The following is a 22660-nucleotide window of genomic DNA, read 5'->3' on the forward strand; positions in this document are numbered from 1 at the left end:
CGAGCCTCTGGTATGCGAATGGCCTGGCAAATTGGGAAAGGACCCATGCGGAAGATCATGAGACGGTCGCTGACGACCTCCAGGATGCGTGCGTTCCTCCTCGGCGCATCCGCTCTGGCGGCTTTGCCCGCCGCCGCCCTTGGCACCGCCGCCCCGGCCGCGGCGCAGCAGGACCCGGACCTCGTCCGCAACACGCTGAGCACGCTGGGCATCATCGAAGAGCAGAAGCCCAACATCCAGTATCGCGAGCGCGCGCCGCTGGTGGTGCCGCCGCCGACGGCGGCCGACGGGCTGCCCCAGCCCCAGGCTGCGGCCTCCACCAAGCTGCCCAACTGGCCGAAGGATCCGGATGTGCAGCGCGCACAGCAGGCCAAGTCGGTCGATAACAGCCCGGTGATGCGCTACGAGGACAAGCGCGACGTGCTGCTTCCCAGCGAGCTCAACAAGGGCCGCAAGGCGAAGGCCAACGCCATCGACGGCCCGGTGGGCGCCGACAGCAAGCGCGACGTGATGCTGCCGAGCGAACTGGGCTTCAAGTCCTGGTTTGGCATCACCCCGTCCGACGAGAAGCCGCTGGCGTTCAACGGCGAGCCGGAGCGCGAGAGCCTCACCCAGCCCCCGCCCGGCTACCAGACGCCCGCGCCCAACGCGCCCTACGGCGTGGTGGAGAAGAAGAACGAACCGTTCAAATTCCCGACGCTGTTCGACCGCCAGTGAACCGCAGCGCCGCGATGCCGGGCCGGAAGGCCGCGTCGCGGCCGCACTGGTGCTCTCGCGCGCGCCGCGCCTTTTCGCCTGCCGGCACCTGCGCCCACGGCCGTCGCCGTTGCGCGTCAGGCGCCCGCGCCGCCCGCTTGCCCCGCTCCTGCGGGCGCCGCCGCGATCAAAACACCGCGAAACGACAGGCTCCGGCGCTGCGCCGCGCGTGCCGATGGGGCACATTGGCTGCGCCCGGCACCTTGGCCGGTACCGTTCGACGCCCTATCTCTCTTGAGCGCGCGCCTCTTCGGGCGCGCCGTGGAACTGCCCCGTGAACGTGAGACGCCTCGCCATGGTCGCCATCATCGCCGCCGCCGGAGCCGCCGCCGCGGCCTCCGAAGCTTCTGCCGCCGGCCCGGAGGTGACGCAGTTCGAGCTCGCCAACGGCTTCAAGATCATGGTGATCCCCGACCATCGCACGCCGGTGGTCACGCACATGGTATGGTATCAGGTGGGCTCCGCCGACGAGCAGCCGGGCAAGTCGGGCATCGCCCACTTCCTGGAGCACCTGATGTTCAAGGGCACCGAGAAGACCGCCCCCGGCGTGTTCTCGGCCGAGGTCGCCCGCCTCGGCGGCCAGGAAAACGCCTTCACCTCCACCGACTACACCTCCTATTTCCAGCGCGTCGCCAAGGATCACCTCAAGACGGTGATGACCTTCGAGGCCGACCGCATGACCGGGCTCCAGCTCACCGACGAGGTGGTGCTGCCCGAGCGCGACGTGGTGCTGGAGGAGCGCCGCATGCGCACCGACAACGATCCCGGCGCGCGCCTGGGCGAGGCGCTCCAGGCGGCAACTTACGTGAACCATCCCTACCAGCACCCGATCATCGGCTGGGAGCACGAGATCAAGCAGCTCAACCGCGAGGATGCGCTGGCCTTCTACCGCCGCTTCTACGCCCCCAACAACGCCGTGCTGGTGGTGGCGGGCGACGTGGAGCCGGCGCAGGTCAAGGCGCTGGCGGAAGAGACCTACGGCAAGATCCCCCGCGCCGACACGCCGCCGCGCCACCGCCCGCAGGAGCCCGAGCCGCAGGCCCACCGCCGCGTCTCGCTGAGCGATGCCCGCGTGGCGCAGCCGAGCCTCCAGCGCTCCTATCTCGTGCCCTCCTACCGCACCGCCAAGGGCACCGAATCCGAGGCGCTGGACGTGCTGGCGCAGATCCTCGGCGGCGGCCAGACCGGCCGCCTCTATCGCGCGCTGGTGGTCGAGCAGGGCCTCGCCGCCGGTGCCGGCGCCTGGTATCAGGGCACGGCCTATGACGAGACCCGCTTCGGCTTCTCCGCCTCCCCGCGCCCCGGCGTGACGCTGGAGGCGCTGGAAGCCGCGCTCGACACCGTCATCGCCAAATTCGCCGAGACCGGCCCCGACGAGCTGGAGCTGGCCCGCGCCAAGACCCGCCTGACGGCGGACGCCATCTATGCCCGCGACAACCAGGCCACCCTGGCGCGCATCTATGGCGCGTCCTGGGCCACCGGCGTCAGCGTGGACCAGGTGAACGCCTGGCCCGACCGGGTGAAGAGCGTGACGGCGGACGAGGTGAAGCAGGCCGCCCAGCGCTATCTGGTGCTGCGCCGGGCGGTGACCGGCTATCTCACCCCCGCCGCCGCGCCCAAGGCGCCGGCGGAGAACCGCTCGTGAGGCGTCCCGCCCCGGCGCCGCGCGCCGCGTCCCATTCGACAGCGCGCCTTGCGGGGCGCACTGTCAGCCGCCGGTCCGTCGGCGCCGCCGTGCTCCTCTTCTCGATGGTCATCATGTCGCTCGCTCTCGTCACGCCTTCGAACGCCCAGTCGCAGACCACGCGGATCACCAAGGTCACCAGCCCCGGCGGCATCGAGGCCTGGCTGGTGCACGACACCACCCTGCCGCTGGTGGCCATGGAGTTCGCCTTCCTGGGCGGCGCCGCGCAGGACCCGGCCGGCGTCCCCGGCGTGGCCAGCCTTGCCGCCTCGCTGCTGGACGAAGGCGCCGGCGATCTCGATGCGGAAGCCTTCCATCGCACCCTCGCCGACAAGGCCATCGAGCTGCATTTCGACGCCAACCGCGACGAAGTCCGTGGTTCCGTGCGCACGCTGTCGGAAAACCGCGCGGCGGCGTTCGACCTGCTGCGCCTGGCGGTGACGCATCCGCGCTTCGACGGCGAGGCCATCGAGCGCATCCGCACCGCGCAGCTCGCGGCGCTGCGTCGCCGCTCCACCGAGCCCAACGCCATCGCCAGCGAACGCTGGTTCGCCCTCGCCTTCCCGAACCATCCCTACGGCCGCCCGGTGGACGGCACGCTGGAGAGCGTGCCCAAGATCACCAGCGACCATCTGGCGGCGTTCGCCGCCACCAATCTCGCCCGCTCCAACCTGCGGGTGGCGGTGGTGGGCGACATCACGCCGGAGGATCTGGGCAAGGAGCTGGACCGGGTGTTCGGCGCGCTGCCCGAGACGGCCAAGCTCACCCCGGTGGCGGACGTCACCCCCAAGGGCCTCGGCACCGTGGACGTGGTGCCGCTCGACGTCTCCCAGTCGGTGGTGATGATCGGCACCGACGGCCTGGAACGGCAGGACCCCGATTTCATCACCGCCTATGTGCTCAACCACATCCTCGGCGGCAGCGCCTTTTCCTCGCGCCTGTTCAAGGAAGTGCGCGAGGCGCGCGGCCTCGCCTATTCGGTCTATTCTTACCAGGTGGCGCTGGAGCATGCGGGCCTGTGGTTCGCCGGCACGGCCACCAAGAACGAGCGCGCCGCCGAATCCATCAAGATCATCGGCGACGAGTTCCGCCAGATCCTCGACCAGGGCCCGACGCCCGCGGAACTGGACGAGGCGAAGGCCTATCTCAAGGGCAGCTATGCCCTGCGCTTCGACACCTCCTCGAAGGTGGCTGGGCAGTTGCTGCAAATCCAGATCGACCGGCTGGGCATCGATTATATCGACCGCCGCAACGCGCTCATCGAGGCGGTGACGCTGGACGACCTGAAGCGCGTGGCCCAGCGCCTCGCCAGCGCCAAGACCACCTTGACGGTGGTGGTGGGCCGCCCGACCGGCCTCTCCGGCGGCTGATCGGCGGCGCTCCACAGGGCCGGAGCCGAAAGATCGGCCTCCGGCCTTATTTCCGCCCGCGCTAACCATAAAAGCAGAGAGCGGCCCGGTGGGAGCCATCCGGGGGGCATGCCCCCTCCCCGGTGACTTTAACTTTTTGTTATATACGCTGCCCGCTTGGCCTGACGCTCCCCGGCTTCCGCCGAAGATGTCTCCGCTTCCGGGCTCTGGAGAGGACCCGAGGCGCTTGGCGCCCGGCAGATCCTCTTGGTTCTGGAGGAGGTGACATGCGTCTGGCGTTCCACGCCGCCCTGCCGACCCGCATTCTGGCCGGCGGCGCACTGGCCTTCGCGCTGGCGGGGTGCGCGGGCTTCAATTCGCAGGGCACGTTCGGCGCCCCGGGCACCACGGTGGACGCGGCCGCGGCCACCGGCCCGGTGTCTCCCTCGGGCACCACGGTCGCCGGCGGAACGCCGGACGGCAACCAGGTAACCTGCCCGCCGGTGACGGTGCGCTCCGGCGCCTCCACCTGGCAGGTTCCCGCGCCCGGCGGCGGGCTGCGCGCCCAGGGCACGTTCGGCACGCTGGCCCGCGAATGCCAGGTGGCCAACGGCCAGATGAACATCAAGGTCGGCATCGAGGGCCGCGTGATCCTCGGCGAGAAGGGCTCGCCCGGCGCCTTCACCGTGCCGGTGCGCGTGGCGCTGGTGTCCGAAGGCCCGAATCCGGTGACGATCCAGAGCAAGTTCTTCGTGGTGCCGGTGCAGGTGCCGGCGAACGAGACCCAGGCCGGCTTCGCGGTGGTGGAAGAAGGCATCGTCTTCCCCATGCCAGCGCACACGGACGATCTCGACCGCTACATCATCTATGTGGGCTTCGATTCGAAGGGCGATGCGGGCGCCAAGCCGGCCCGGCCGCGCCCGGCGACGCCCCGCCCCGCCGCCAGCACGCCGGCGGCGAGCACGCCGGCTGCAAGCAGCAGTTCCAAGCCCGCGTCCAACAGCGGCGGCGCGCCGTCGAGCGACACGTTCGGCCCGGCGCCGACCTTCTCCGCGCCGGCTTCGAGCGGCGCGGTCGGCCCCTCGCCCAACACCTTCGGCCCGCCGCCCACGCAGTGAGCATGGCGGCCCGGCACGCCTGCCCCCAATGCCGATGCGCCCACGCAACGGCATTGGGTATAAGACGAGCGGCGAATTGACGGGGACGACGGATCCCCTATGCTGCAACGCGACGGTGGGTTTCTCGCCGTCGTTCGGATGATCCCTGCGGGAGAGACCGGAAAGCCGCATCCGCGGTGATCCGGCGCCGAAGGCGCAACCGCCCCGGAACCGCTCAGGCAACAAGGGCCGCAGGGTGACGAGCCTCTGGAAAGCAGTCGCGGACGCGATGCTGTTCCGGAGCGTTTGGCGTTCGCGCCTGCGTTCCGGTTCACATGCGTCCAGCGGCTCACCGACGGAGTAAACCGGCGCCGGTCGCTGACATGCGATGGGCGCGGTGAATCTCTCAGGTTCCTGCGACAGAGGGGGCGCCGCGCGGATCTTGCGATCCGCACAGTCTGGCGCCTATCGCGGAACCGTTGCATGTCGCATGCTGACGACACGACCCCCCTTCTGAAGACCCCGCTCCATGCCGCCCATGCGGCACTGGGAGCCAAGCTCGTGCCCTTCGCGGGCTACGACATGCCGGTGCAGTACCCCACCGGCATCCTCACCGAGCACAATTGGACGCGCGAGAGCGCCGGCCTGTTCGACGTCTCCCACATGGGCCAGGCCTCGCTGATCGGTCCCGACCACGCCACCACGGCGCGGGTGCTGGAAGCCCTCGTTCCGGCGGACATCCTCAATCTCAAGCCCGGCCAGCAGCGCTATTCGCAGCTCCTGGCGGACGACGGCGGCATCCTGGACGACCTCATGGTCGCCCGTCCGCTGGACCCGGCGCAGGACGGCACGCTGCTCCTGGTGGTCAACGCCGCCTGCAAGACCGCCGATTACGCTTATATCGCCGCCCGCCTGCCGGCCGGCGTCGCGCTCGTGACCCACGAAGACCGCGCACTCATCGCGCTCCAGGGCCCCAAGGCGGTGGACGTGATGGCCCGCCATGCCCCCGGCACCGCTGACATGGCGTTCATGAGCGTCATCCGCACCACCTACGACGGCATCCCCATCGGCATCTCCCGCTCCGGCTACACCGGCGAGGACGGCTATGAGATTTCGGTCGCCAATGGCGACGCCGAGAAGCTCTGGAACGCCCTGCTGGCTGAGCCGGAGGTGAAGCCCATCGGCCTCGGCGCCCGCGACAGCCTGCGACTGGAAGCGGGCCTGTGCCTCTACGGCCACGACATCGACACCACCACCTCGCCGGTGGAAGGCGCGCTCACCTGGTCGATCCAGAAGCGCCGCCGCGAGGAGGGCGGCTTCCCCGGCGCCGCGCGCATCCAGCGCGAGCTGAAGGACGGCCCGGCGCGCGTGCGCGTCGGCCTCGCCTTCGACGGCCGCGCCCCGGCCCGCGAGGGCGCCGAGATCGCCACCAAGGACGGCGCCGTCGTCGGCCGCGTCACCTCCGGCGGCTTCGGCCCGACGCTCGGCGCGCCCATGGCGCTCGGCTACGTGCCCACCGCCATGTCGACACCCGGCACGAAGCTGGACGTCATCGTCCGCGGCAAGCCGCTCGCCGCCACTATCGTCACAACCCCGTTCGTGCCGCAGCGCTACGTTCGGAAGACCACTGCAGCCAAAGGGGCCTGACCCATGATCATCCGTTACTCCAAGGATCACGAATATGTCCGTCTCGACGGCGACGTGGCCGTGGTCGGCATCTCCAGCTACGCTCAGGAGCAGCTCGGCGACGTGGTGTTCGTGGAACTGCCCGAGGTCGGCAAGACCGTCGCCCAGGGCAAGGAAGCTGCCGTCGTCGAGAGCGTGAAGGCCGCCAGCGAGGTCTACGCCCCCGTCTCCGGCGAGGTGGTGGAGGTCAACAGCGAACTGGAAGCCGCCCCCGCGACCGTCAACGAGGATCCCGAAGGCAAGGGCTGGTTCCTGAAGCTCAAGCTCTCCAACCCGGCCGAGTTCGACGCGCTCCTGAGCGAGGCGGACTACAAGGCCTTCCTGGAGACGCTCTGAGCCATGGCGCACCTCTACACGGCGACCATCAGTTGGGAGCGCGGCGCGGCGGTGTTCACCGACGGCCGCTACAGCCGCGCCCACCGGCTGATTTTCGACGGCCTGGAAGTGCCGGGCTCCTCGGCCCCCGCCTCCGTGCGTGTGCCGCTGTCGCGGGAAGACGCCCTCGACCCCGAAGAGGCGGTGGTGGGCGCGCTGTCCAGCTGCCACATGCTGTTCTTCCTGGATTTCGCCCGCCGCGGCGGCTTCACCGTGGACAGCTACACCGACGCCGCCACCGGCGAGATGGGGCCGAATGCCAATGGCAAGCTCTACCTCGCCCGCATCACGCTGAACCCCGCCGTGGCGTTCAGCAGTGCCAAGGCGCCCACCGCCGAAGAGTATGAGGCGCTGCACCACCGCGCCCATGAGGAATGCTACATCGCCAACTCCGTGCGTGGCGAAGTGGTTCTCCTGCCAACGTTTTCCGTGGCCTAAGGCCAGCAACCCGAGACATCCATGCGCTATCTGCCCCTCACCCCGGAGGACCGCACGGAGATGCTGGCGCGCATCGGCGCGCCCTCCGTCGATGCCCTCTTCGCCGACATCCCCGCCGCCAAGCTGAACCCCGGCCTCGACGGCCTGCCCGGCCACCAGAGCGAGCTCTCCGTCGAGCGCACGCTCGGCCGCCTCGCCGCGCGGAACGTGCCGGCGGGCTCGGTGCCCTTCTTCGTCGGCGCCGGCGCCTATCGCCATCACGTGCCGGCCACCGTCGATCACCTGATCCAGCGTTCGGAGTTCCTCACCTCCTACACGCCCTATCAGCCGGAAATCGCCCAGGGCACGCTGCAATATCTGTTCGAGTTCCAGACCCAGGTGGCGCTGCTCACCGGCATGGAGGTGGCCAACGCCTCGATGTATGACGGCTCCACCGCCGCCGGCGAGGCGGTGCTGATGGCCCATCGCGTCACCAAGCGCCGCAAGGCGGTGATCGCGGGCAATGTGCATCCGCACTATCGCGAGACCATCGCCACCCTGTCGCGCTATGCGGACGACGGCGTCACCGCCCTGCCCCCGGCGCCGAACGGCGCGGAGGATATCCTCGCCGCCATCGACGGCGAGACCTCCTGCGTGGTGGTGCAGAGCCCGGACGTGTTCGGCCACATCGTTGACCTCAAGCCCATCGCCGAGAAGGCGCATGCGGCCGGCGCGCTGCTGATCGCGGTGTTCACCGAGGTGGTGTCGCTGGGCCTGATCGAGCCTCCGGGCGCGCAAGGCGCGGACATCGTGGTGGGCGAGGGCCAGTCCATCGGCAATCCGCTCACCTTCGGCGGGCCCTATGTGGGCCTGTTCTGCACCCGCCAGAAATACGTGCGCCAGATGCCCGGCCGCCTCGCCGGCGAAACGGTGGACGCGGACGGCAAGCGCGGCTTCGTGCTGACGCTCTCCACCCGCGAGCAGCATATCCGCCGCGAGAAGGCCACTTCCAACATCTGCACCAACTCGGGCCTGTGCGCGCTCGCCTTCACCATCCACCTCTCGCTGCTGGGCGAGACCGGCCTGCGCAAGCTCGCCCGCCTCAACCACGCCAACGCCTGCAAGCTGGCGGACGCGCTCGCCGCCGTGCCCGGCGTCAAGGTGCTCAACGGCGCTTTCTTCAACGAATTCACCATCCGCGTGCCGGGCAAGGCGGCGGACGTGATCGAGAAGCTCGCCGCCAAGGGCGTGCTGGGCGGCGTGCCCTATTCCCGCCTCGCCCCGAAGGCGGGACTGGACGACCTGATCCTGGTGGCCGCCACCGAGATCAACACGGACGAAGACCGCGCCGCCTATGCGGCCGCGCTGAAGGAGGTGCTGGCATGAACCGCGAAGGCCGCGGGGCGACGACCCCCATCACCATCGGCGCGGGCGCGCCGCAGACCTTCACCGGCAATCGCGCGCTGGACCTGGAAGAGGGCCTGCTGTTCGAGATCGGCCGCGCCGAGGTCACCGGCGTGGACATCGAGGAAGCGGCGGATTTCGCCCCCCGCCTGGGCGGCCACGCCCGTACGGCGGCGCTGGAGCTGCCGGGCCTGTCCGAGCCGGAGGCCATGCGCCATTACGTGCGCCTGTCGCGGATGAATTACGGCATCGACAGCGGCCTGTTCCCGCTCGGCTCGTGCACCATGAAGCACAATCCGCGCCTCAACGAGAAGATGGCCCGCCTGCCCGGCTTCGCCGACGTGCACCCGCTCCAGCCGGTCTCCACCGTGCAGGGCGCGCTCGGCGTGATCGCCGAGCTCAGCCGCTGGCTGCTCTCGCTCACCGGCATGACGGCGGTCGCCTTCACGCCCAAGGCCGGCGCCCATGGCGAACTGTGCGGCATGATGGCCATCAAGGCCGCGCACATGGCCAACGGCCAGACCCGTCACATCGTGCTGGTGCCGGAGAGCGCCCACGGCACCAACCCGGCCACCGCCGCCCTGATCGGCTATGAGGTCAAGTCCATCCCCGCCCGCGCCGACGGCACGGTGGACGTGGCGGCGGTCAAGGCCGCGCTGTCGCCGGACGTGGCGGCGCTGATGCTGACCAACCCCAACACCTGCGGCCTGTTCGAGCGTGACGTGGTGGAAATCGCCGCCGCCGTGCATGCGGCGGGCGCCTATTTCTATGCGGACGGGGCGAACTTCAACGCCATCCTCGGCAAGGTGAAGGTGGGTGAGCTGGGCGTGGACGCCATGCACATCAACCTGCACAAGACCTTCTCCACCCCGCACGGCGGCGGCGGCCCCGGCGCCGGCCCGGTGGTGCTCTCCGCCGCGCTCGCCCCCTTCGCGCCGGTCCCGGCGCTGGTGGCGGACGGCGCGGGCCTGCGCCTCGCGGAAGACGAGGGCCAGAGCGGCGCCGCGCAGGCGCTCGGCCGCATGAGCGCCTTCCACGGCCAGATGGGCATGTTCGTGCGCGCGCTGTCCTGGATGCTCTCGCACGGCGCGGACGGCATGCAGCAGGCGTCCGAGGACGCGGTGCTCTCGGCCAACTATATCCGCGCCTGCCTGCGGGACGTGATGAGCGTGCCGTTCGGCGAGCGCCCGGCCATGCATGAGGCGCTGTTCGACGATGCCTGGCTGGAGGGCACCGGCCTCTCCACGCTGGACATCGCCAAGGCGCTGATCGACGAGGGCTATCACCCGATGACGGTGTATTTCCCGCTCGTCGTCCACGGCGCCATGCTGATCGAGCCCACCGAGAGCGAATCGAAGGCCTCGCTGGACCTGTTCATCGGCGCTTTGCGGGATCTGGCCTTCGCGGCGAAGGCAGGGGAGACGGAGCGCTTCCTCGGCGCCCCGCACTATGCCCCGCGCCGCCGCCTGGACGAGACGAGAGCCGCCCGCGCCCCGGTGCTGCGCTGGACGAGGCCGGCGCCCTTGTCCGAAGCGGCGGAGTGAGCGGCGCTTCGCCCAGACCTGAAACGAAAACGGCCCGGCCGGGGAAACCCGGCCGGGCCGTTTTCGTTCGCGCTCCGGTGCGCCGGCCTCACCGGGCGCGGGCGCGCCGCAGCCATTTGCCGAGCGGCAGCGCCACGACCAGCAGGCCGCAGACGATCAGCGCCATGCCGGCGAAGCGCAGCGGCGGAAAGCGCTCGCCCAGCACCAGGGCCGCCGACAGCGTGCCGAACAGCGGCACCAGCAGCGAGAACGGCGCCACCGTGCCGGCCGGATAAAGCTTCAGCAGGAAGCCCCAGATGCCGAAGCCCAGCAGCGTGGTGGGCACGGCGAGATAGAGCACCGCCCCGTAGGACAGGAGCGTGGCGTGCTGGAAGGAGCCGGCGATCACCGGCCAGCCCTCGAACGCCAGCGACAGCGCGAAGGCCGGGACGGGCGGCACCAGGCTCAGCCACACCACCATGGACAGCATGTCCACCGGACCGTTCTGGCGCATCAGCACATTGCCGACGGCCCAGCTCGCGGCGGCGCAGAGCGTGAGACCGAGGCCGACCAGCGTCATGTCGCCGCCGACGCTGAGCCCGATCAGCCCGAGGCCGCAGAGCGCGACGGCGACGCCCGCCATCTGCCGGGGCGAGGGCCGCTCGTGCAGCACCAGCGCGGCGATGAGGATGGTGAGGAAGGATTGCGCCTGGAGCGTCAGCGAGGCGAGGCCCGGCGGCATGCCCTGCGTCATGGCGGTGAAGACGAAGATGAACTGGCCGAAGAACCAGGTCATCCCGATCAGCACCATCCGCCTGGCGGGCAGCGCCGGCGGGCGGACGACGAGCGCCGGCAGCGCCGCCACCGCGAACCGCAACGCGGTGAGCAGCAGCGGCGGGAAGGTATCGAGACCGACGCGGATGACGACGAAATTGAAGCCCCAGATCGCCGCCACGAGGACGGCCAGGGCGATGTGGCGAAGGGCCATGAAAACCGATGTCCGGATGGGATGCGCTATTTGAAAGCCGAACACACCCGGCGCAAGCGACTTTTCCTGAAGATGTCCATCACGCCCGGTGATGCGTGGGCACCGCGCGCTGAGTCGAACGCAAGCTCACCGCATGTTGACGCTTGGTAATCACGCCCCCCGGCGGCATCGGATACCGCATCCGGCGCGTTTTCGCGGCCGGAATCGCGATTTCGCCGCCCGGCCTTCCCCTGCGTCCAAGGTTCTGTTGACAGCGCGCGGAGCTGTGCCCGGAATAACCGCGCGGCGTGAGCGGACGGAAAGGTCCGGGGGGCGCCCGCATATAAAAATCCGAGGAGACGTTCATGTGGAACCAGGTCTATGACCCGTTCGGCAGCGCCCTGCTGTCGACGCTCGTGGCAGCCATTCCCGTCGTCACGCTGCTCGTTCTCATTGCCACCAACAAAGTGAAGGCCCATGTGGCGGCCGTCATCGCGCTGATCGTTGCTTTGCTTGTCGCCATTTTCGGCTTCACCATGCCCGCGGGCCTCGCGCTCCGCGCCACATGGCTCGGCATCATCACCGGCCTGTTTCCCATCGGCTGGATCATCCTCAACGTCATCTTCCTCTACCGGCTGACGGTGGAGAAGGGCTGGTTCGACACCCTCCAGCAATCCATCGGCGGCATCAGCTCCGACCGGCGCATCCAGTTGCTGCTGATCGCCTTCGCCTTCGGCGCCTTCTTCGAGGGCGCGTCCGGCTTCGGCACCCCGGTGGCGGTCACGGGGGCGCTGCTCATCGGCCTCGGCTTCTCGCCGCTCGCCGCCTCCGGCCTGTCGCTCATCGCCAACACCGCGCCGGTGGCCTATGGCGCGCTGGGCACGCCCATCCAGGGCCTCGCCAGCGTCACCGGGCTCGATCCCTATCTGCTGGGCGCGATGGTGGGGCGGCAACTGCCCTTCTTCTCGCTCATCGTGCCGTTCTGGCTGATCTGGGTGTTCGCCGGCTGGCGCGGCATGATGCAGATCTGGCCGGCCATCCTGGTCACCGGCGTCTCCTTCGCCGTGCCGCAGTTCCTGATCTCCAACTTCATCAACCCCTGGATCGTCGATATCGGCGCCTCCATCGTCTCCATGGCCTGCCTCATCGCCTTCCTTCAGGTGTGGCAGCCGAAGGAGCTGTGGCTCTCGGCCAAGCTGCGCACCAAGGACGACAGCGCGCTGACCATGCCGCCGCGTCCGGTCTCCACCCGTGTGGCCACGCGCAGCGAGGTGGTGTGGTCCTGGATGCCGTGGGTCATCCTCTCGGTGGTGGTCGGCATCTGGGGCACCGGCTGGTTCAAGGCGATGGTGAACCCGATCTTCACCATCGCCATCCCCATCGAGGGCCTGCACAACCAGATCCAGAAGGTGCCGCCGGTGGTGGCGACGCCGGTGCGGGAGGGGGCGGTGTTCGCCTTCACCTACCTGTCCTTCACCGGCACCGGCATTCTGATCGCCGCCGTCATCGCCGCGGCGGTGATGAAATTTTCCCCGATCCGGCTCATCAAGGCCTATCTGGAGACGCTGTGGGTGGTGCGCTACTCGCTGCTCACCATCGCCGCCATGCTGGCCATCGGCACCCTGACGCGATACTCGGGCGTCGACGCCACGCTCGGCCTCGCCTTCGCCCATGCAGGCTTCCTCTATCCCTTCTTCGGCACGCTGCTGGGCTGGCTCGGCGTGGCGCTGACGGGCTCGGACACCGCCTCCAACGTCCTGTTCGGCGGGTTGCAGAAGATCACCGCCGAGCAACTGGGCCTCAGCCCGATCCTGATGGGCGCGGCCAATTCCTCCGGCGGCGTCATGGGCAAGATGATCGACGCCCAGTCCATCGTGGTGGCTTCCACCGCCACCAACTGGTTCGGCCACGAAGGCACCATCCTGCGCTTCGTGTTCTGGCATTCCATCGCGCTGGCCTGCCTGGTGGGCGTGCTGGTGATGCTCCAGGCCTATGTCTGGCCGTTCACGGCCATGGTCATCCACTGACCCAGAGGCTCCGCCAAACGGAAAGGGCCGGCAAGCGCCGGCCCTTTTTTTTATATCCCCGTCCGCTCAGTCCTCGCCCGGAATGGCGGGGGGCAGCGGGATGGGTGAGGCCTGCGGGATGGGCACCGAATAATAGCGCCGCACCGCGATGCCCGCTTCCGTGAATGGCCCCTTCGCCGCCGGCTTGGCCGGCGCCACGTAGGACATGGGCCCCGGCACCCGCGGCTGCGACGGCAGCGAGCCCGGCGGCAGCAGCACCGGCTGGTGCGCGTCCGCGTCCACGCCCGGCTGCGGCGCGGCGCGGGAATTATATTGCGGCTGGTAGGTCTGCTGGGGATAGGTCTGCTGCGGGTAGCCCTGCTGGGGATAGCCTTGCTGGCCATAGCCCTGGCTCGGCGGGGCCGAGGCCTGCGGCGTGCCATAGGCCGGCTGGCGGCCGTAGCCGGGCTGCGGCTGGATCGGCTGGGGCTGGTTCGCCTGCGGCCGGGCGGGCGGCTGCGCGCCCAGGGGCGAGATGTCCTGCGGCTCCGCCGCCTCCTGCTCCGCCGGCTCCTCGCCCTGCTGGCCCTGGATCGGCTGGCCCTGGAGCTGTTGGCCCTGGAGCTGTTGGCCCGGCTGCGGCTGGCCGTAGCCCGGCAAGGGCTGGCCCTGGATCTGCGGCTCGGGCGCCTGCATCACCGGCCCGCGCTCCATCTGGCCCGGCTGCGGGAACAGGTTCGGCGGCGTCGAGACGGTCAGCGTCGGCGGCACCGGCAGCGGCTGGGGCTTCGGCTTGCAGATCAGGCGCGGGTTGTTCCTGCGCATCAGGTCCACGTGGATATGGTCGTAATGGAAGACGTTGGAGCCCGGCGCCAGCACCGTGGTGAATGCTTCGCACGCCCCCGCCTGCACCTGGAGCAGGAAGCCGCGCGCCTCGGGCGGGCCCTTCCAGCCGTTCTTCACCGAAATGTCGACGCCGTTGGCGAAGCGGAAGCCGGCCACGTCGAGGGCATTGCCGAAGGCATGCTCGGAAATCTTGGCGCCGGCCTGCCCGTTCATGCCGCGGCAGGAATAGGCGGAGATCTGCTTGATGGCCACCACCGGCGCGCCCATCCAGGCCATGGCGGCCGGCTGCACCACCTCGGCGAGCCACACGTCCATCTCGCGGATCATCGGGCAGGCCAGCGTCGCCTTCGGCTCGATGCCCACTGTGCCGTCATTCAGGGCCGCGACCTTGAAGGGATGTTCCATGCCGCAGACGCCGGGGCCGTCGATGGCCCGCACCGGCTCCACATAGACCGAGGGGGTGACGCCCCGTTCGGCGATGCACTTCTCCTCGGCCTCGGCGCGCCAGGGCTCACGCCGCTGGAACAGGTCGAACCTGCAGCCGCCCAAGAGAAGCCCCACGCAGATGAGCGGGGCTACGAAAGACCAGGAAACGCCGCGCATCATGCGCCCAGAAGGACGCCGGCGTCATTGAGGTCTCGTTAAGAACCGCCCCCGGAAACGGAAAAACCGCCCCGGCCGGGGCCGGAGGCGGTTTTAGGGTTAACGAAACCTTAAGGCGCGTCAGGCGTCGGCGGAGGCTGCCTCCGCCGTCTCGATGTTGCGCACGCGGTCCACCACCGCCTTCTGCACCTTCTCGAACGCCCGCACCTCGATCTGGCGCACCCGCTCGCGCGAGACGCCGAATTCGGAGGCCAGTTCCTCCAGCGTGATCGGGTCCTCCGACAGGCGGCGGGCCTCGAAGATGCGCCGCTCGCGCGGGTTCAGCACCGAGAGCGCGCCGGACAGGGCAGTGCGCCGGTTGTCCAGCTCCTCGCTCTCGACCAGCGTGGTCTCCTGGTCCTGCCGGTCGTCGGCCAGCCAGTCCTGCCACTCGCCGCTGTCGCCGTCGTCCCGCAGGGGGGCGTTCAGCGAGGCGTCGCCCGAGAGGCGGCGGTTCATGTCCACCACGTCCTGCTCGGTGACGCCCAGCTTGGTGGCGATCTGCTTCACCTGGTCGGGGCGCAGGTCGCCCTCCTCCAGCGCGGAGATCTGGCTCTTGGCCTTGCGCAGGTTGAAGAACAGCTTCTTCTGCGCCGCCGTGGTGCCCATCTTCACGAGGCTCCACGAGCGCAGGATGTATTCCTGGATCGAGGCCCGGATCCACCACATGGCATAGGTGGCGAGGCGGAAGCCCTTGTCGGGCTCGAACCTTTTCACCGCCTGCATCAATCCCACGTTGCCTTCCGAGATCACCTCGGATATGGGCAGACCGTAGCCGCGATAGCCCATCGCGATCTTGGCCACGAGCCGCAGGTGGCTGGTGACGAGCTTATGGGCCGCATCGCGGTCCCCATGTTCCCGCCAGCTCTTGGCGAGCATATATTCCTGTTGCGGCTCCAGCATCGGGAACCGGCGTATCTCTTCGAGATACCGCGTCAGACCACCTTCGGCTGAAGGGATCGGCGCCTGTCTGGAAACGGCCATGGCGGCCTCCTTATCTCGTGGTCCTCCGCCCAAGCGACCACATGCGCGGCCGCATGACGCCGACCGCAACCTCGGAATATAGAGGTGATAACGCCGTTGGGATAGGTGGGGTCCCCTCACGCCCCCGCGAGGGCGCGGCGGAGTTTTTCCAATTCGACCGGCAGCGGGCTCTCGAAGGTGAGGGTTTCCCCGGTCACCGGATGGGCGAAGCCCAGGCGGGCGGCGTGCAGCGCCTGCCGCCCCAGTTCGCCCAGGACCGCGCGGGCGGCCTCGGGCAGGCGACTCGCCTTGGTGCGGAAGCCCTGGCCATAGGCCTCGTCGCCCAGCAGCGGATGGCCCACATGGGCGAGATGGACACGGATCTGGTGGGTGCGCCCGGTCTCCAGCTGGCATTCCACGAGGCTCGCCAGCGGCTGGCCATCGGCCCCCATGAAGGTCTCCAGCCGCTCCCAATGGGTGATCGCCTCGCGCCCGCTCTGGCGCACCGTCATCTTCTGCCGGTGGGCGGGATGGCGGTCGATGGGCGCGTCCACCGTGCCGCGCTGGTCAGGTATGCCCCAGACGAAGGCCAGATAGGCCCGGTCCAGCGGCCCGGTGCGGCCGTGGTCGGCGAACTGGGCGGCGAGCCCGGCATGGGCCGCGTCGGTCTTGGCAACCACCAGGAGGCCGGACGTGTCCTTGTCCAGCCGGTGCACGATGCCCGGCCGCTTCACCCCGCCGATACCGGACAGCGTGTCGCCGCAATGGGCCAGCAGCCCGTTGACCAGCGTGCCCGACCAGTTGCCCGGCGCGGGATGCACCACCAGGCCCGCCGGCTTGTCCACCACGATGAGATGCGCGTCCTCATAGGCGATGTCGAGCGCCATGGCCTCCGGCACCGGGGCGGCCGGCTCTGGCGCGGGGACGTGAACGGTCCAGGCATCGCCGGCATTGACCCGCTCGGCGGCGTCTCCTACCACTCGCCCGCCGACGCTCACCCGGCCCTCCGCCACCAGCCGTTGCAGGCGGGTGCGGCTGAGGCCGGGAAGGCGGGCGGCGAGGAAGCGGTCGGCCCGAAGGCCGGCATCGGCGGCCTCGGCGGTCACGACATGCGCGGTGGCGCCGGTCTCGTCCGTGTCCTCGATCGGAAGGTCGAGAAGGTCGTCATCGTCCAAGGTTTCATTCCCCAAAGGCTGGCCCATGTTCCCGCGCCCGTCAGATCCGGTCTCGCCAGACGATCTGAATAAGCTCCCGCCCGATCAGGCCCGCGTGGTGCAGAAGCTCCGGCGCTTCTCCATGGTGTCCGGGCTCATCATGGCGCTCGGCGTCGCGAGCATCCTCGGTGTCATCGGCTATCGCATGATGCGGGGCAAGCCCGGAAAGGCGGGCGACGTCACCGCGACGCTGCCGAAGGGCGCCCGCATCGTCGCCACCGCCGTCGCCGACCGCCTGCTGGTGGTGACGCTGGACGTGGGCGGCGCGACCGAGATCCGCACCTACGACCTGTCCACCCTCGCGCCCACGGGCCGGCTGACCTTCGCCATCGCCCCCTGACGGGCCTATTGCAGCGAGCTTTCCCCGTCGCCGGGCATGCGGGCCAGCATCATCTGGGTGATCGCCACCAGCATCTCGGCGCGGGACTTCAGGTCCTTGGCCTCCAGCAGCGCCTGCTTCTCCAGCGCGCCATAGGGCGACATGACGGAGAGCGCGTTCACCAGCGTCTCGGTGCCGGCCTGCTCGATCCCGTCCCAGTCGGCCTCCAGCTTGTTGGCCTCCAGGAAGGCGGCCAGCGCCTTCAGCAGCGAGGTGCGGTCCACCGCGTCCTCGCCGGCGCTGGCGTCGAAATCCTGCGCGAACGGCGTCACGTCGATGCGGCACTGCCGGTAGGGCGTGTCCACGCTCAGTTCTTCCACCACGGTGAAGCGGCAGATGCCGGTGAGGGTGACGAGATAGCGCCCGTCCCCGCTCTCGCCGAACTGGCTGATGCGGCCGAGGCAGCCCACCTTGAACAGCGCCGGGCCACGCTCGCCCTCCGGCTGGCTCTCGTCCGGCTGGATCATGCCGATCAGCCGGTCGCCGGCCAGCGCGTCGTCGATCATGGCGAGGTAGCGCGGCTCGAAGATGTTCAGCGGCAGTTCCGCGCGCGGCAGCAGCAGCGCCTCCGCGAGGGGGAACACGGGCACCACCGTCGGCGCATCCGCCGGAACGATCAAGGGACGATGCTTGGCCACGGACTATCCTCAGGCGAACAGGATCGCCGACAGCTTGCGCCGCCCGGAGACGGTGAGCGGGTCGGTCGGGCCCCAGGCGTCGAACAATTGCACGAGCTGCTTGCGCGCGCCGTCCTCGTTCCACGTGCGGTCGCGCTTGACGATTTCCATCAGGTGCGCGAGCGCCTCCTCCCGCTTGCCGGAGGCGGCGAGCGACAAAGCGAGGTCGAACCGCGCCTGGTGGTTGGACGGGTCGGCGGCCACGTCGGCCTCAAGCCCGGCGGTCTCGCCGAGATCGGCGGTCTGGCGGGCGAGGTCGATGGCCGCGCGCACCGCCGCGACGGCGGGATCGTTGGCCTTGCCGGCGGGCACCTGGGCCAGCATGGCTTCCGCCTGGTCGAGATCGCCCATCAGCACATGCGCGCGGGCAAGGCCGGCCAGGGCCCGCAGGTTCTCCGGCTCGGCGGCGAGCACCTGGGCGAACACTTCCGCCGCCGGGGCGATGTCGCCCTCGGCCAGCGCCGCCTCGGCGGCGTCCAGCACCTGGGTCAGATCGGCATCCTCGCCGCCGGTGAGGCGGTCGATGAACTCCACCACCTGGCCCTCCGGCAGCGCGCCGACGAAGCCGTCCACCGGCTGGCCGTTCACGAAGGCGAACACCGCCGGGATGGACTGGATGCCGAGGCGCCCGGCGATGGCCGGATGCTCGTCGATATTCATCTTGGCAAGCTTGACCTTGCCCTTCTTGCCGCGCACGGCCTTCTCGATGGTCGGGCCCAGCGTCTTGCAGGGGCCGCACCACGGGGCCCAGAAGTCCACCAGGACCGGCCGCTGGCGCGATTCCTCGATCACGTCCGCCATGAAGGTCTGCGTGGTGGTGTCGATGACGAAGTCGTCCCCCGCCTGCGCGGGGCTCTGCGCGCCGCCCGCCTGATTGAAGAGCATTCTGACCGCCCTCGAAATTCCATGCCGCCCGCCGGTGTCGGCGGCTCCCGCCCTTAGATGGGCGTTGTCGGGCGCAGCGCAATCGCCGCGCACAGGCGGCTTCTAGAGCATCGTGCGGAAAAGGGGAAACCGGATTTGCCGCCCCGGCGCCCGCCGGGGCTTCAATCCCCAGCGTCAACCATCGCCCCTGCAACCGGGAGGCGCGGCTGTGGACGATGCGCCTTGCCGCTTGCGGCCCCGCGGCGCGGCGGGCAGGCTCATTTGACGTTAACCTCTGGGGCTGGCACACCGCAAAGCGATGAAATTCAACCGCCTGCGGCTTGTGGGCTTCAAGACCTTCGTCGAGCCCACCGACTTGCTCATCGAGCCCGGCCTCACCGGCGTCGTGGGACCGAACGGCTGCGGCAAGTCGAACCTCGTGGAAGCGCTGCGCTGGGTGATGGGCGAAAGCTCGCACAAGGCGTTCCGCGCCAACGACATGGACGACGTCATCTTCTCCGGCACCACGGGCCGGCCGGCGCGCAACACCGCCGAAGTGGCGCTCCAGCTCGACAATGCGGAGCGCACCGCCCCCGCCGGCTTCAACGAGCACGACGTGCTGGAGGTGGTCCGCCGCATCGACCGGGGCCAGGGCTCGCATTACCGCATCAACGGCCGCGACGTGCGCGCCCGCGACGTCAACATGCTGTTCGCCGATGCCTCCACCGGCGCGCGCTCCCCGGCTTTGGTGCGGCAGGGGCAGATCGGCGAGATCGTCGGCGCCAAGCCCGCCGCCCGCCGCCGCATCCTGGAGGAGGCCGCCGGCGTCGCCGGCCTGCACGCCCGCCGCCACGAGGCGGAGATGCGGCTCAAGGGCGCCGAGACCAATCTGCTGCGTCTGGAAGACGTCATCACCCAATTGGCCGCCCAGGTGGAAGGGCTGCGGCGCCAGTCGCGCCAGGCGGTGCGCTACCGCACGCTGGCCGCCGAGATCCGCAAGTACGAGGCGACCCTGCTCTGGCTGCGCTGGAGCGAGGTGACGCGGACCCTCGCGGAGGCCGAGCACACGGTGGAGGTGACGGTACGCGAGGCGGCGGAATGCACCCGCGCCCAGGCCGAGGCCGCCCGTCTGCAGGCGCTGGCCGCCCACGCCCTGCCGCCGCTGCGCCAGGCCGAGGCGGAGACCGCCGCCACCTTGCAGCGCCTCACCATCGCCCGCGGCGAGCTGGACAAGGAGGAGGCCCGCCTCGCCACCCGCCGCCAGGACCTGGAGCGCCGCCTCGCCCAGCTGACCCAGGATCTGGAGCGCGAGACCGCGCTCTCCGCCGACGCCGAGGGCGTGCTCGCGCGCCTGGAGGAAGAGGAAGCCATCCTCGTCGCCGACCAGGAGGAGGCCGCCGCCGCCGAGGACGAGGCCGCCGCCGCGCTGGAGAGCGCGCAGGAGGCGCTGGCCGCCGCCGAGGACGACCTCGACGAGAAGACCCGCACCTTCGCCGACCTCGGCGCCCGCCGCACCACGCTGGAGGAGACCGTGCGCGAGCTGCGCCAGCGCCTGGTGCGCAACGGCGCCGAGCGCGTCTCGGTGGAAGCGGAGGAACGCCGGCTGAAGCTCGACGCCGGCACTGCCGACCTCGAGGCCCGCCGCGCCGAAGCCGAGGCCGCCCGCGAGCGCCTCGCCCATGCGGAGGAGGCCGCCGGCGCCGCCGAGGCCGCCCACCAGGCCGCCCGCCGCGCGATGGAGGAGGTGCGCCCCGCCCTCACCGAGGCCGAGCGCAGCTTCAGCAAGCTCGACACCGAGGTGAGGACCCTCACCAAGCTGCTGCAATCCTCCGACAGCCGCTTTCCGCCGGTGGCCGACCTTCTCAGCGTGGCCAAGGGCTATGAAATGGCCCTCGGCGCGGCGCTGGGGGACGATCTCGACCTGCCCGTGGCGGCCGAGGCCCCGGCCCGCTGGGCCGGCTCGGAGCCCGCCCCCGGCGATCCCGCCCTGCCCGCCGGCGCGACGCCGCTCGCCGCCCATGTGTCCGGCGCCCCCGCGCTTGCCCGCCGCCTGCGGCAGGTGGGCATCGTGGCGGCCGAGGACGGCCCGCGCCTCCAGCGGGAGCTGAAGCCCGGCCAGCGCCTCGTCTCGCGCGCCGGCGACCTGTGGCGCTGGGACGGCGTGCTCGCCGCCGCCGACGCCCCCACCGCCGCCGCGCGGCGCCTCGCCGAGCGCAACCGCCTCGCCGATCTCGAAGCCGAGGCGGAATTGACGCGGGAAGCTGTGGAGGAAGCCCGCGACATCCTCGCGCTGCGCGACGCGGATCTGCGCCTCGCGGCCGGCGCGGAAGCCCAGACGCGGGAGGCCCGCCGCACCGCGCAGCGGGCGGCGGAGACCGCCCGCGAGCTGGAAGCCGCCGCCGAGCGCAAGGCCAGCGCCCATATCGCCCGCCTCTCGGCCCTGGCGGAGGCCCGCGAGCGCCTCGCCGCCGCCAAGGAGGAGCTGGAGGAGCGGATGATGGAGGCGGAAGCCGCCATCGCCGAACTGGAGGCGCCCGTTCTCATCGACGCGACGCTCGCCGCGGCGCGCGGCGTGGTGGCGCAGGCGCGGGCGGGACAATCCGAGGCCCGCGCCCGGCTCGACGGCCTGCAGCGCGAGCATGCCCAGCGCCGGCGTCGCCTGGAGGCCATCGCCAACGAGCGCCGCTCCTGGACCGGGCGCGCTGGGGGCGCGGGCGAGCGCCTCGCCGCCATCGCCGCCCGCCGCGACGAGGCGGAAACCGAACTCGCCCACAGCGAGGACATGCCGGCCCAGTTGCTGCACCAGCGCCGTTCGCTGCTCAGCCAGATCGAGGCCGCGGACGCCGCCCGCCGCGCCGCCGGCGACCAGCTGGTGGAAGGCGAATCGGCGCTCGCCGCCGCCGACCGCGCCGCCCGCGCGGCGCTGGAGGCCATGTCCGCCGCCCGCGAGGAAACCGCCCGCGCCGAGGCCCGGCTGGAGGCCGCCCGGCAGCGCCGCGACGACGTCATGCGCGAGATCACCGACGCGCTGGAGGGCCCGCCGGAGAGCGCCCGCGAGCAGGCTGAGCTACCCGAGGGCGACCGGGCGCCGGACATCGGCGCCATCGAGGCGGCGCTGGACCGGGCCAAGCGCGAGCGCGAGCGGCTCGGCGCCGTGAACCTGCGCGCCGAGATCGAATTGACCGAGACCGAAACCCAGCACGACGATCTGGTGCGCGAGCGCGACGACCTGAACGAAGCCATCCGCCGCCTGCGCAGCGGCATCCAGAGCCTCAACCGCGAGGCGCGCGAGCGCCTTCAGGCCTCCTTCACCGTGGTGGACGGCCATTTCCGCAAGCTGTTCGACACGCTGTTCGGCGGCGGCGAGGCGCAACTGGTGCTGACCGACGCGGAGGACCCGCTGGAGGCCGGGCTCGACATCATCGCCAAGCCGCCCGGCAAGAAGCCGCAGACGCTCTCCCTGCTCTCCGGCGGCGAGCAGGCGCTGACCGCCATGGCGCTGATCTTCGCGGTGTTCCTCACCAACCCGGCGCCGATCTGCGTGCTGGACGAGGTGGATGCGCCGCTGGACGATTCAAATGTGGAGCGTTTCTGCGCGCTCATGGACGAAATGACGCGCCTCACCGACACCCGATTCCTGGTGATTACCCACAACCCCATCAGCATGGCGCACATGGACCGCCTGTTCGGCGTGACCATGGCCGAACGCGGGGTCTCGCGGCTGGTGTCGGTGGACCTCCAGGGCGCCGAGCGGTTACGCGAGGTGAGTTGATGCGGTGCACCTCAGGGCGTCATTTGTGATTTTTATTTT

Annotated in this window: 18 protein-coding genes and 1 riboswitch; of the genes, 12 read left to right on the forward strand and 6 right to left on the reverse strand. The window is 70.4% G+C overall.

Annotated elements, in window-relative coordinates; all coding sequences use genetic code 11:
* Positions 1-84: 84 nt before the first annotated feature.
* The 9 genes from YU1_RS0111025 to gcvPB all read left to right on the forward strand — a co-directional run bounded on the left by YU1_RS0111025 (position 85) and on the right by gcvPB (position 10312).
* The gene (locus YU1_RS0111025) at positions 85-717 is read left to right on the forward strand and encodes a hypothetical protein (protein WP_156922061.1); all 633 of its coding nucleotides are present in this window, start codon (positions 85-87) and stop codon (positions 715-717) included.
* 334 nt (positions 718-1051) lie between these two features.
* On the forward strand, positions 1052-2401 hold the full coding sequence (locus YU1_RS0111030; protein ID WP_029004108.1) for a M16 family metallopeptidase: 1350 nt from the start codon (positions 1052-1054) through the stop codon (positions 2399-2401).
* Between the two features lie 113 nt (positions 2402-2514).
* The gene (locus YU1_RS0111035; RefSeq protein ID WP_084539814.1) at positions 2515-3810 is read left to right on the forward strand and encodes a M16 family metallopeptidase; all 1296 of its coding nucleotides are present in this window, start codon (positions 2515-2517) and stop codon (positions 3808-3810) included.
* Positions 3811-4076: 266 nt separating this feature from the next.
* A complete protein-coding gene (locus YU1_RS31950; protein WP_051356753.1) occupies positions 4077-4907 on the forward strand; it encodes a hypothetical protein in 831 nt (276 codons plus the stop codon).
* A 138-nt stretch (positions 4908-5045) separates the two neighbouring features.
* Positions 5046-5148: riboswitch (glycine riboswitch) on the forward strand.
* A 221-nt stretch (positions 5149-5369) separates the two neighbouring features.
* Entirely contained in the window at positions 5370-6533 is a 1164-nt protein-coding gene (gcvT, locus tag YU1_RS0111045; protein WP_029004110.1) for a glycine cleavage system aminomethyltransferase GcvT, read from the forward strand.
* 3 nt (positions 6534-6536) lie between these two features.
* Complete coding sequence (gene gcvH / locus YU1_RS0111050) at positions 6537-6908, forward strand: glycine cleavage system protein GcvH (RefSeq protein ID WP_029004111.1); 372 nt, start codon at positions 6537-6539, stop codon at positions 6906-6908.
* Between the two features lie 3 nt (positions 6909-6911).
* A complete protein-coding gene (locus tag YU1_RS0111055; RefSeq protein WP_029004112.1) occupies positions 6912-7385 on the forward strand; it encodes an OsmC family protein in 474 nt (157 codons plus the stop codon).
* Positions 7386-7406: 21 nt separating this feature from the next.
* Entirely contained in the window at positions 7407-8750 is a 1344-nt protein-coding gene (gcvPA, locus tag YU1_RS0111060; protein WP_029004113.1) for an aminomethyl-transferring glycine dehydrogenase subunit GcvPA, read from the forward strand.
* Positions 8747-10312: an aminomethyl-transferring glycine dehydrogenase subunit GcvPB gene (gene gcvPB / locus YU1_RS0111065; protein ID WP_029004114.1), complete on the forward strand. Its 1566-nt coding sequence runs from the start codon at positions 8747-8749 to the stop codon at positions 10310-10312. Before gcvPA ends, gcvPB begins: the two co-directional genes overlap by 4 nt.
* An 88-nt stretch (positions 10313-10400) precedes the next feature.
* Here gcvPB and YU1_RS0111070 read toward each other — a convergent pair whose 3' ends face one another.
* Positions 10401-11279, reverse strand: coding sequence for an EamA family transporter (locus YU1_RS0111070; RefSeq protein ID WP_029004115.1), 879 nt, complete (start codon positions 11277-11279; stop codon positions 10401-10403).
* 344 nt (positions 11280-11623) lie between these two features.
* On the opposite strand from YU1_RS0111070, the gene YU1_RS0111075 reads away from it, so the two are divergent.
* A complete protein-coding gene (locus tag YU1_RS0111075) occupies positions 11624-13285 on the forward strand; it encodes an L-lactate permease (RefSeq protein WP_029004116.1) in 1662 nt (553 codons plus the stop codon).
* Between the two features lie 66 nt (positions 13286-13351).
* Here YU1_RS0111075 and YU1_RS31955 read toward each other — a convergent pair whose 3' ends face one another.
* The 3 genes from YU1_RS31955 to YU1_RS0111090 all read right to left on the reverse strand — a co-directional run bounded on the left by YU1_RS31955 (position 13352) and on the right by YU1_RS0111090 (position 16917).
* Positions 13352-14659: an extensin-like domain-containing protein gene (locus YU1_RS31955; protein WP_198018905.1), complete on the reverse strand. Its 1308-nt coding sequence runs from the start codon at positions 14657-14659 to the stop codon at positions 13352-13354.
* A gap of 174 nt (positions 14660-14833) precedes the next feature.
* Complete coding sequence (gene rpoH, locus YU1_RS0111085; protein ID WP_029004117.1) at positions 14834-15736, reverse strand: RNA polymerase sigma factor RpoH; 903 nt, start codon at positions 15734-15736, stop codon at positions 14834-14836.
* A 116-nt stretch (positions 15737-15852) separates the two neighbouring features.
* Positions 15853-16917: an RluA family pseudouridine synthase gene (locus YU1_RS0111090; RefSeq protein WP_029004118.1), complete on the reverse strand. Its 1065-nt coding sequence runs from the start codon at positions 16915-16917 to the stop codon at positions 15853-15855.
* On the opposite strand from YU1_RS0111090, the gene YU1_RS0111095 reads away from it, so the two are divergent.
* A complete protein-coding gene (locus YU1_RS0111095; RefSeq protein ID WP_051356755.1) occupies positions 16916-17269 on the forward strand; it encodes a hypothetical protein in 354 nt (117 codons plus the stop codon). The genes YU1_RS0111090 and YU1_RS0111095 overlap by 2 nt on opposite strands.
* Before the next feature lie 5 nt (positions 17270-17274).
* Here YU1_RS0111095 and YU1_RS0111100 read toward each other — a convergent pair whose 3' ends face one another.
* Positions 17275-17946: an LON peptidase substrate-binding domain-containing protein gene (locus YU1_RS0111100; RefSeq protein WP_029004120.1), complete on the reverse strand. Its 672-nt coding sequence runs from the start codon at positions 17944-17946 to the stop codon at positions 17275-17277.
* A 9-nt stretch (positions 17947-17955) separates the two neighbouring features.
* A complete protein-coding gene (gene trxA / locus YU1_RS0111105) occupies positions 17956-18870 on the reverse strand; it encodes a thioredoxin (RefSeq protein ID WP_029004121.1) in 915 nt (304 codons plus the stop codon).
* Between the two features lie 298 nt (positions 18871-19168).
* Here trxA and YU1_RS0111110 point away from each other — a divergent pair, with 298 nt between their 5' ends.
* Complete coding sequence (locus YU1_RS0111110) at positions 19169-22621, forward strand: chromosome segregation SMC family protein (RefSeq protein WP_029004122.1); 3453 nt, start codon at positions 19169-19171, stop codon at positions 22619-22621.
* Positions 22622-22660: the final 39 nt, after the last annotated feature.

The organism is Azorhizobium doebereinerae UFLA1-100 (assembly GCF_000473085.1).
Lineage (GTDB): Bacteria > Pseudomonadota > Alphaproteobacteria > Rhizobiales > Xanthobacteraceae > Azorhizobium > Azorhizobium doebereinerae.

What these genes read in the sequence shown, in the direction of transcription:
- YU1_RS0111025 (WP_156922061.1), top strand. Translation starts at nt 85, where the DNA reads ATGCGTGCGTTCCTCCTCGGCGCATCCGCTCTGGCGGCTTTGCCCGCC.
- YU1_RS0111030 (WP_029004108.1), top strand. Translation starts at nt 1,052, where the DNA reads ATGGTCGCCATCATCGCCGCCGCCGGAGCCGCCGCCGCGGCCTCCGAA.
- YU1_RS0111035 (WP_084539814.1), top strand. Translation starts at nt 2,515, where the DNA reads ATGTCGCTCGCTCTCGTCACGCCTTCGAACGCCCAGTCGCAGACCACG.
- YU1_RS31950 (WP_051356753.1), top strand. Translation starts at nt 4,077, where the DNA reads ATGCGTCTGGCGTTCCACGCCGCCCTGCCGACCCGCATTCTGGCCGGC.
- gcvT (WP_029004110.1), top strand. Translation starts at nt 5,370, where the DNA reads ATGTCGCATGCTGACGACACGACCCCCCTTCTGAAGACCCCGCTCCAT.
- gcvH (WP_029004111.1), top strand. Translation starts at nt 6,537, where the DNA reads ATGATCATCCGTTACTCCAAGGATCACGAATATGTCCGTCTCGACGGC.
- YU1_RS0111055 (WP_029004112.1), top strand. Translation starts at nt 6,912, where the DNA reads ATGGCGCACCTCTACACGGCGACCATCAGTTGGGAGCGCGGCGCGGCG.
- gcvPA (WP_029004113.1), top strand. Translation starts at nt 7,407, where the DNA reads ATGCGCTATCTGCCCCTCACCCCGGAGGACCGCACGGAGATGCTGGCG.
- gcvPB (WP_029004114.1), top strand. Translation starts at nt 8,747, where the DNA reads ATGAACCGCGAAGGCCGCGGGGCGACGACCCCCATCACCATCGGCGCG.
- YU1_RS0111070 (WP_029004115.1), bottom strand. Translation starts at nt 11,279, where the DNA reads ATGGCCCTTCGCCACATCGCCCTGGCCGTCCTCGTGGCGGCGATCTGG.
- YU1_RS0111075 (WP_029004116.1), top strand. Translation starts at nt 11,624, where the DNA reads ATGTGGAACCAGGTCTATGACCCGTTCGGCAGCGCCCTGCTGTCGACG.
- rpoH (WP_029004117.1), bottom strand. Translation starts at nt 15,736, where the DNA reads ATGGCCGTTTCCAGACAGGCGCCGATCCCTTCAGCCGAAGGTGGTCTG.
- YU1_RS0111095 (WP_051356755.1), top strand. Translation starts at nt 16,916, where the DNA reads ATGTTCCCGCGCCCGTCAGATCCGGTCTCGCCAGACGATCTGAATAAG.
- YU1_RS0111090 (WP_029004118.1), bottom strand. Translation starts at nt 16,917, where the DNA reads ATGGGCCAGCCTTTGGGGAATGAAACCTTGGACGATGACGACCTTCTC.
- trxA (WP_029004121.1), bottom strand. Translation starts at nt 18,870, where the DNA reads ATGCTCTTCAATCAGGCGGGCGGCGCGCAGAGCCCCGCGCAGGCGGGG.
- YU1_RS0111110 (WP_029004122.1), top strand. Translation starts at nt 19,169, where the DNA reads ATGAAATTCAACCGCCTGCGGCTTGTGGGCTTCAAGACCTTCGTCGAG.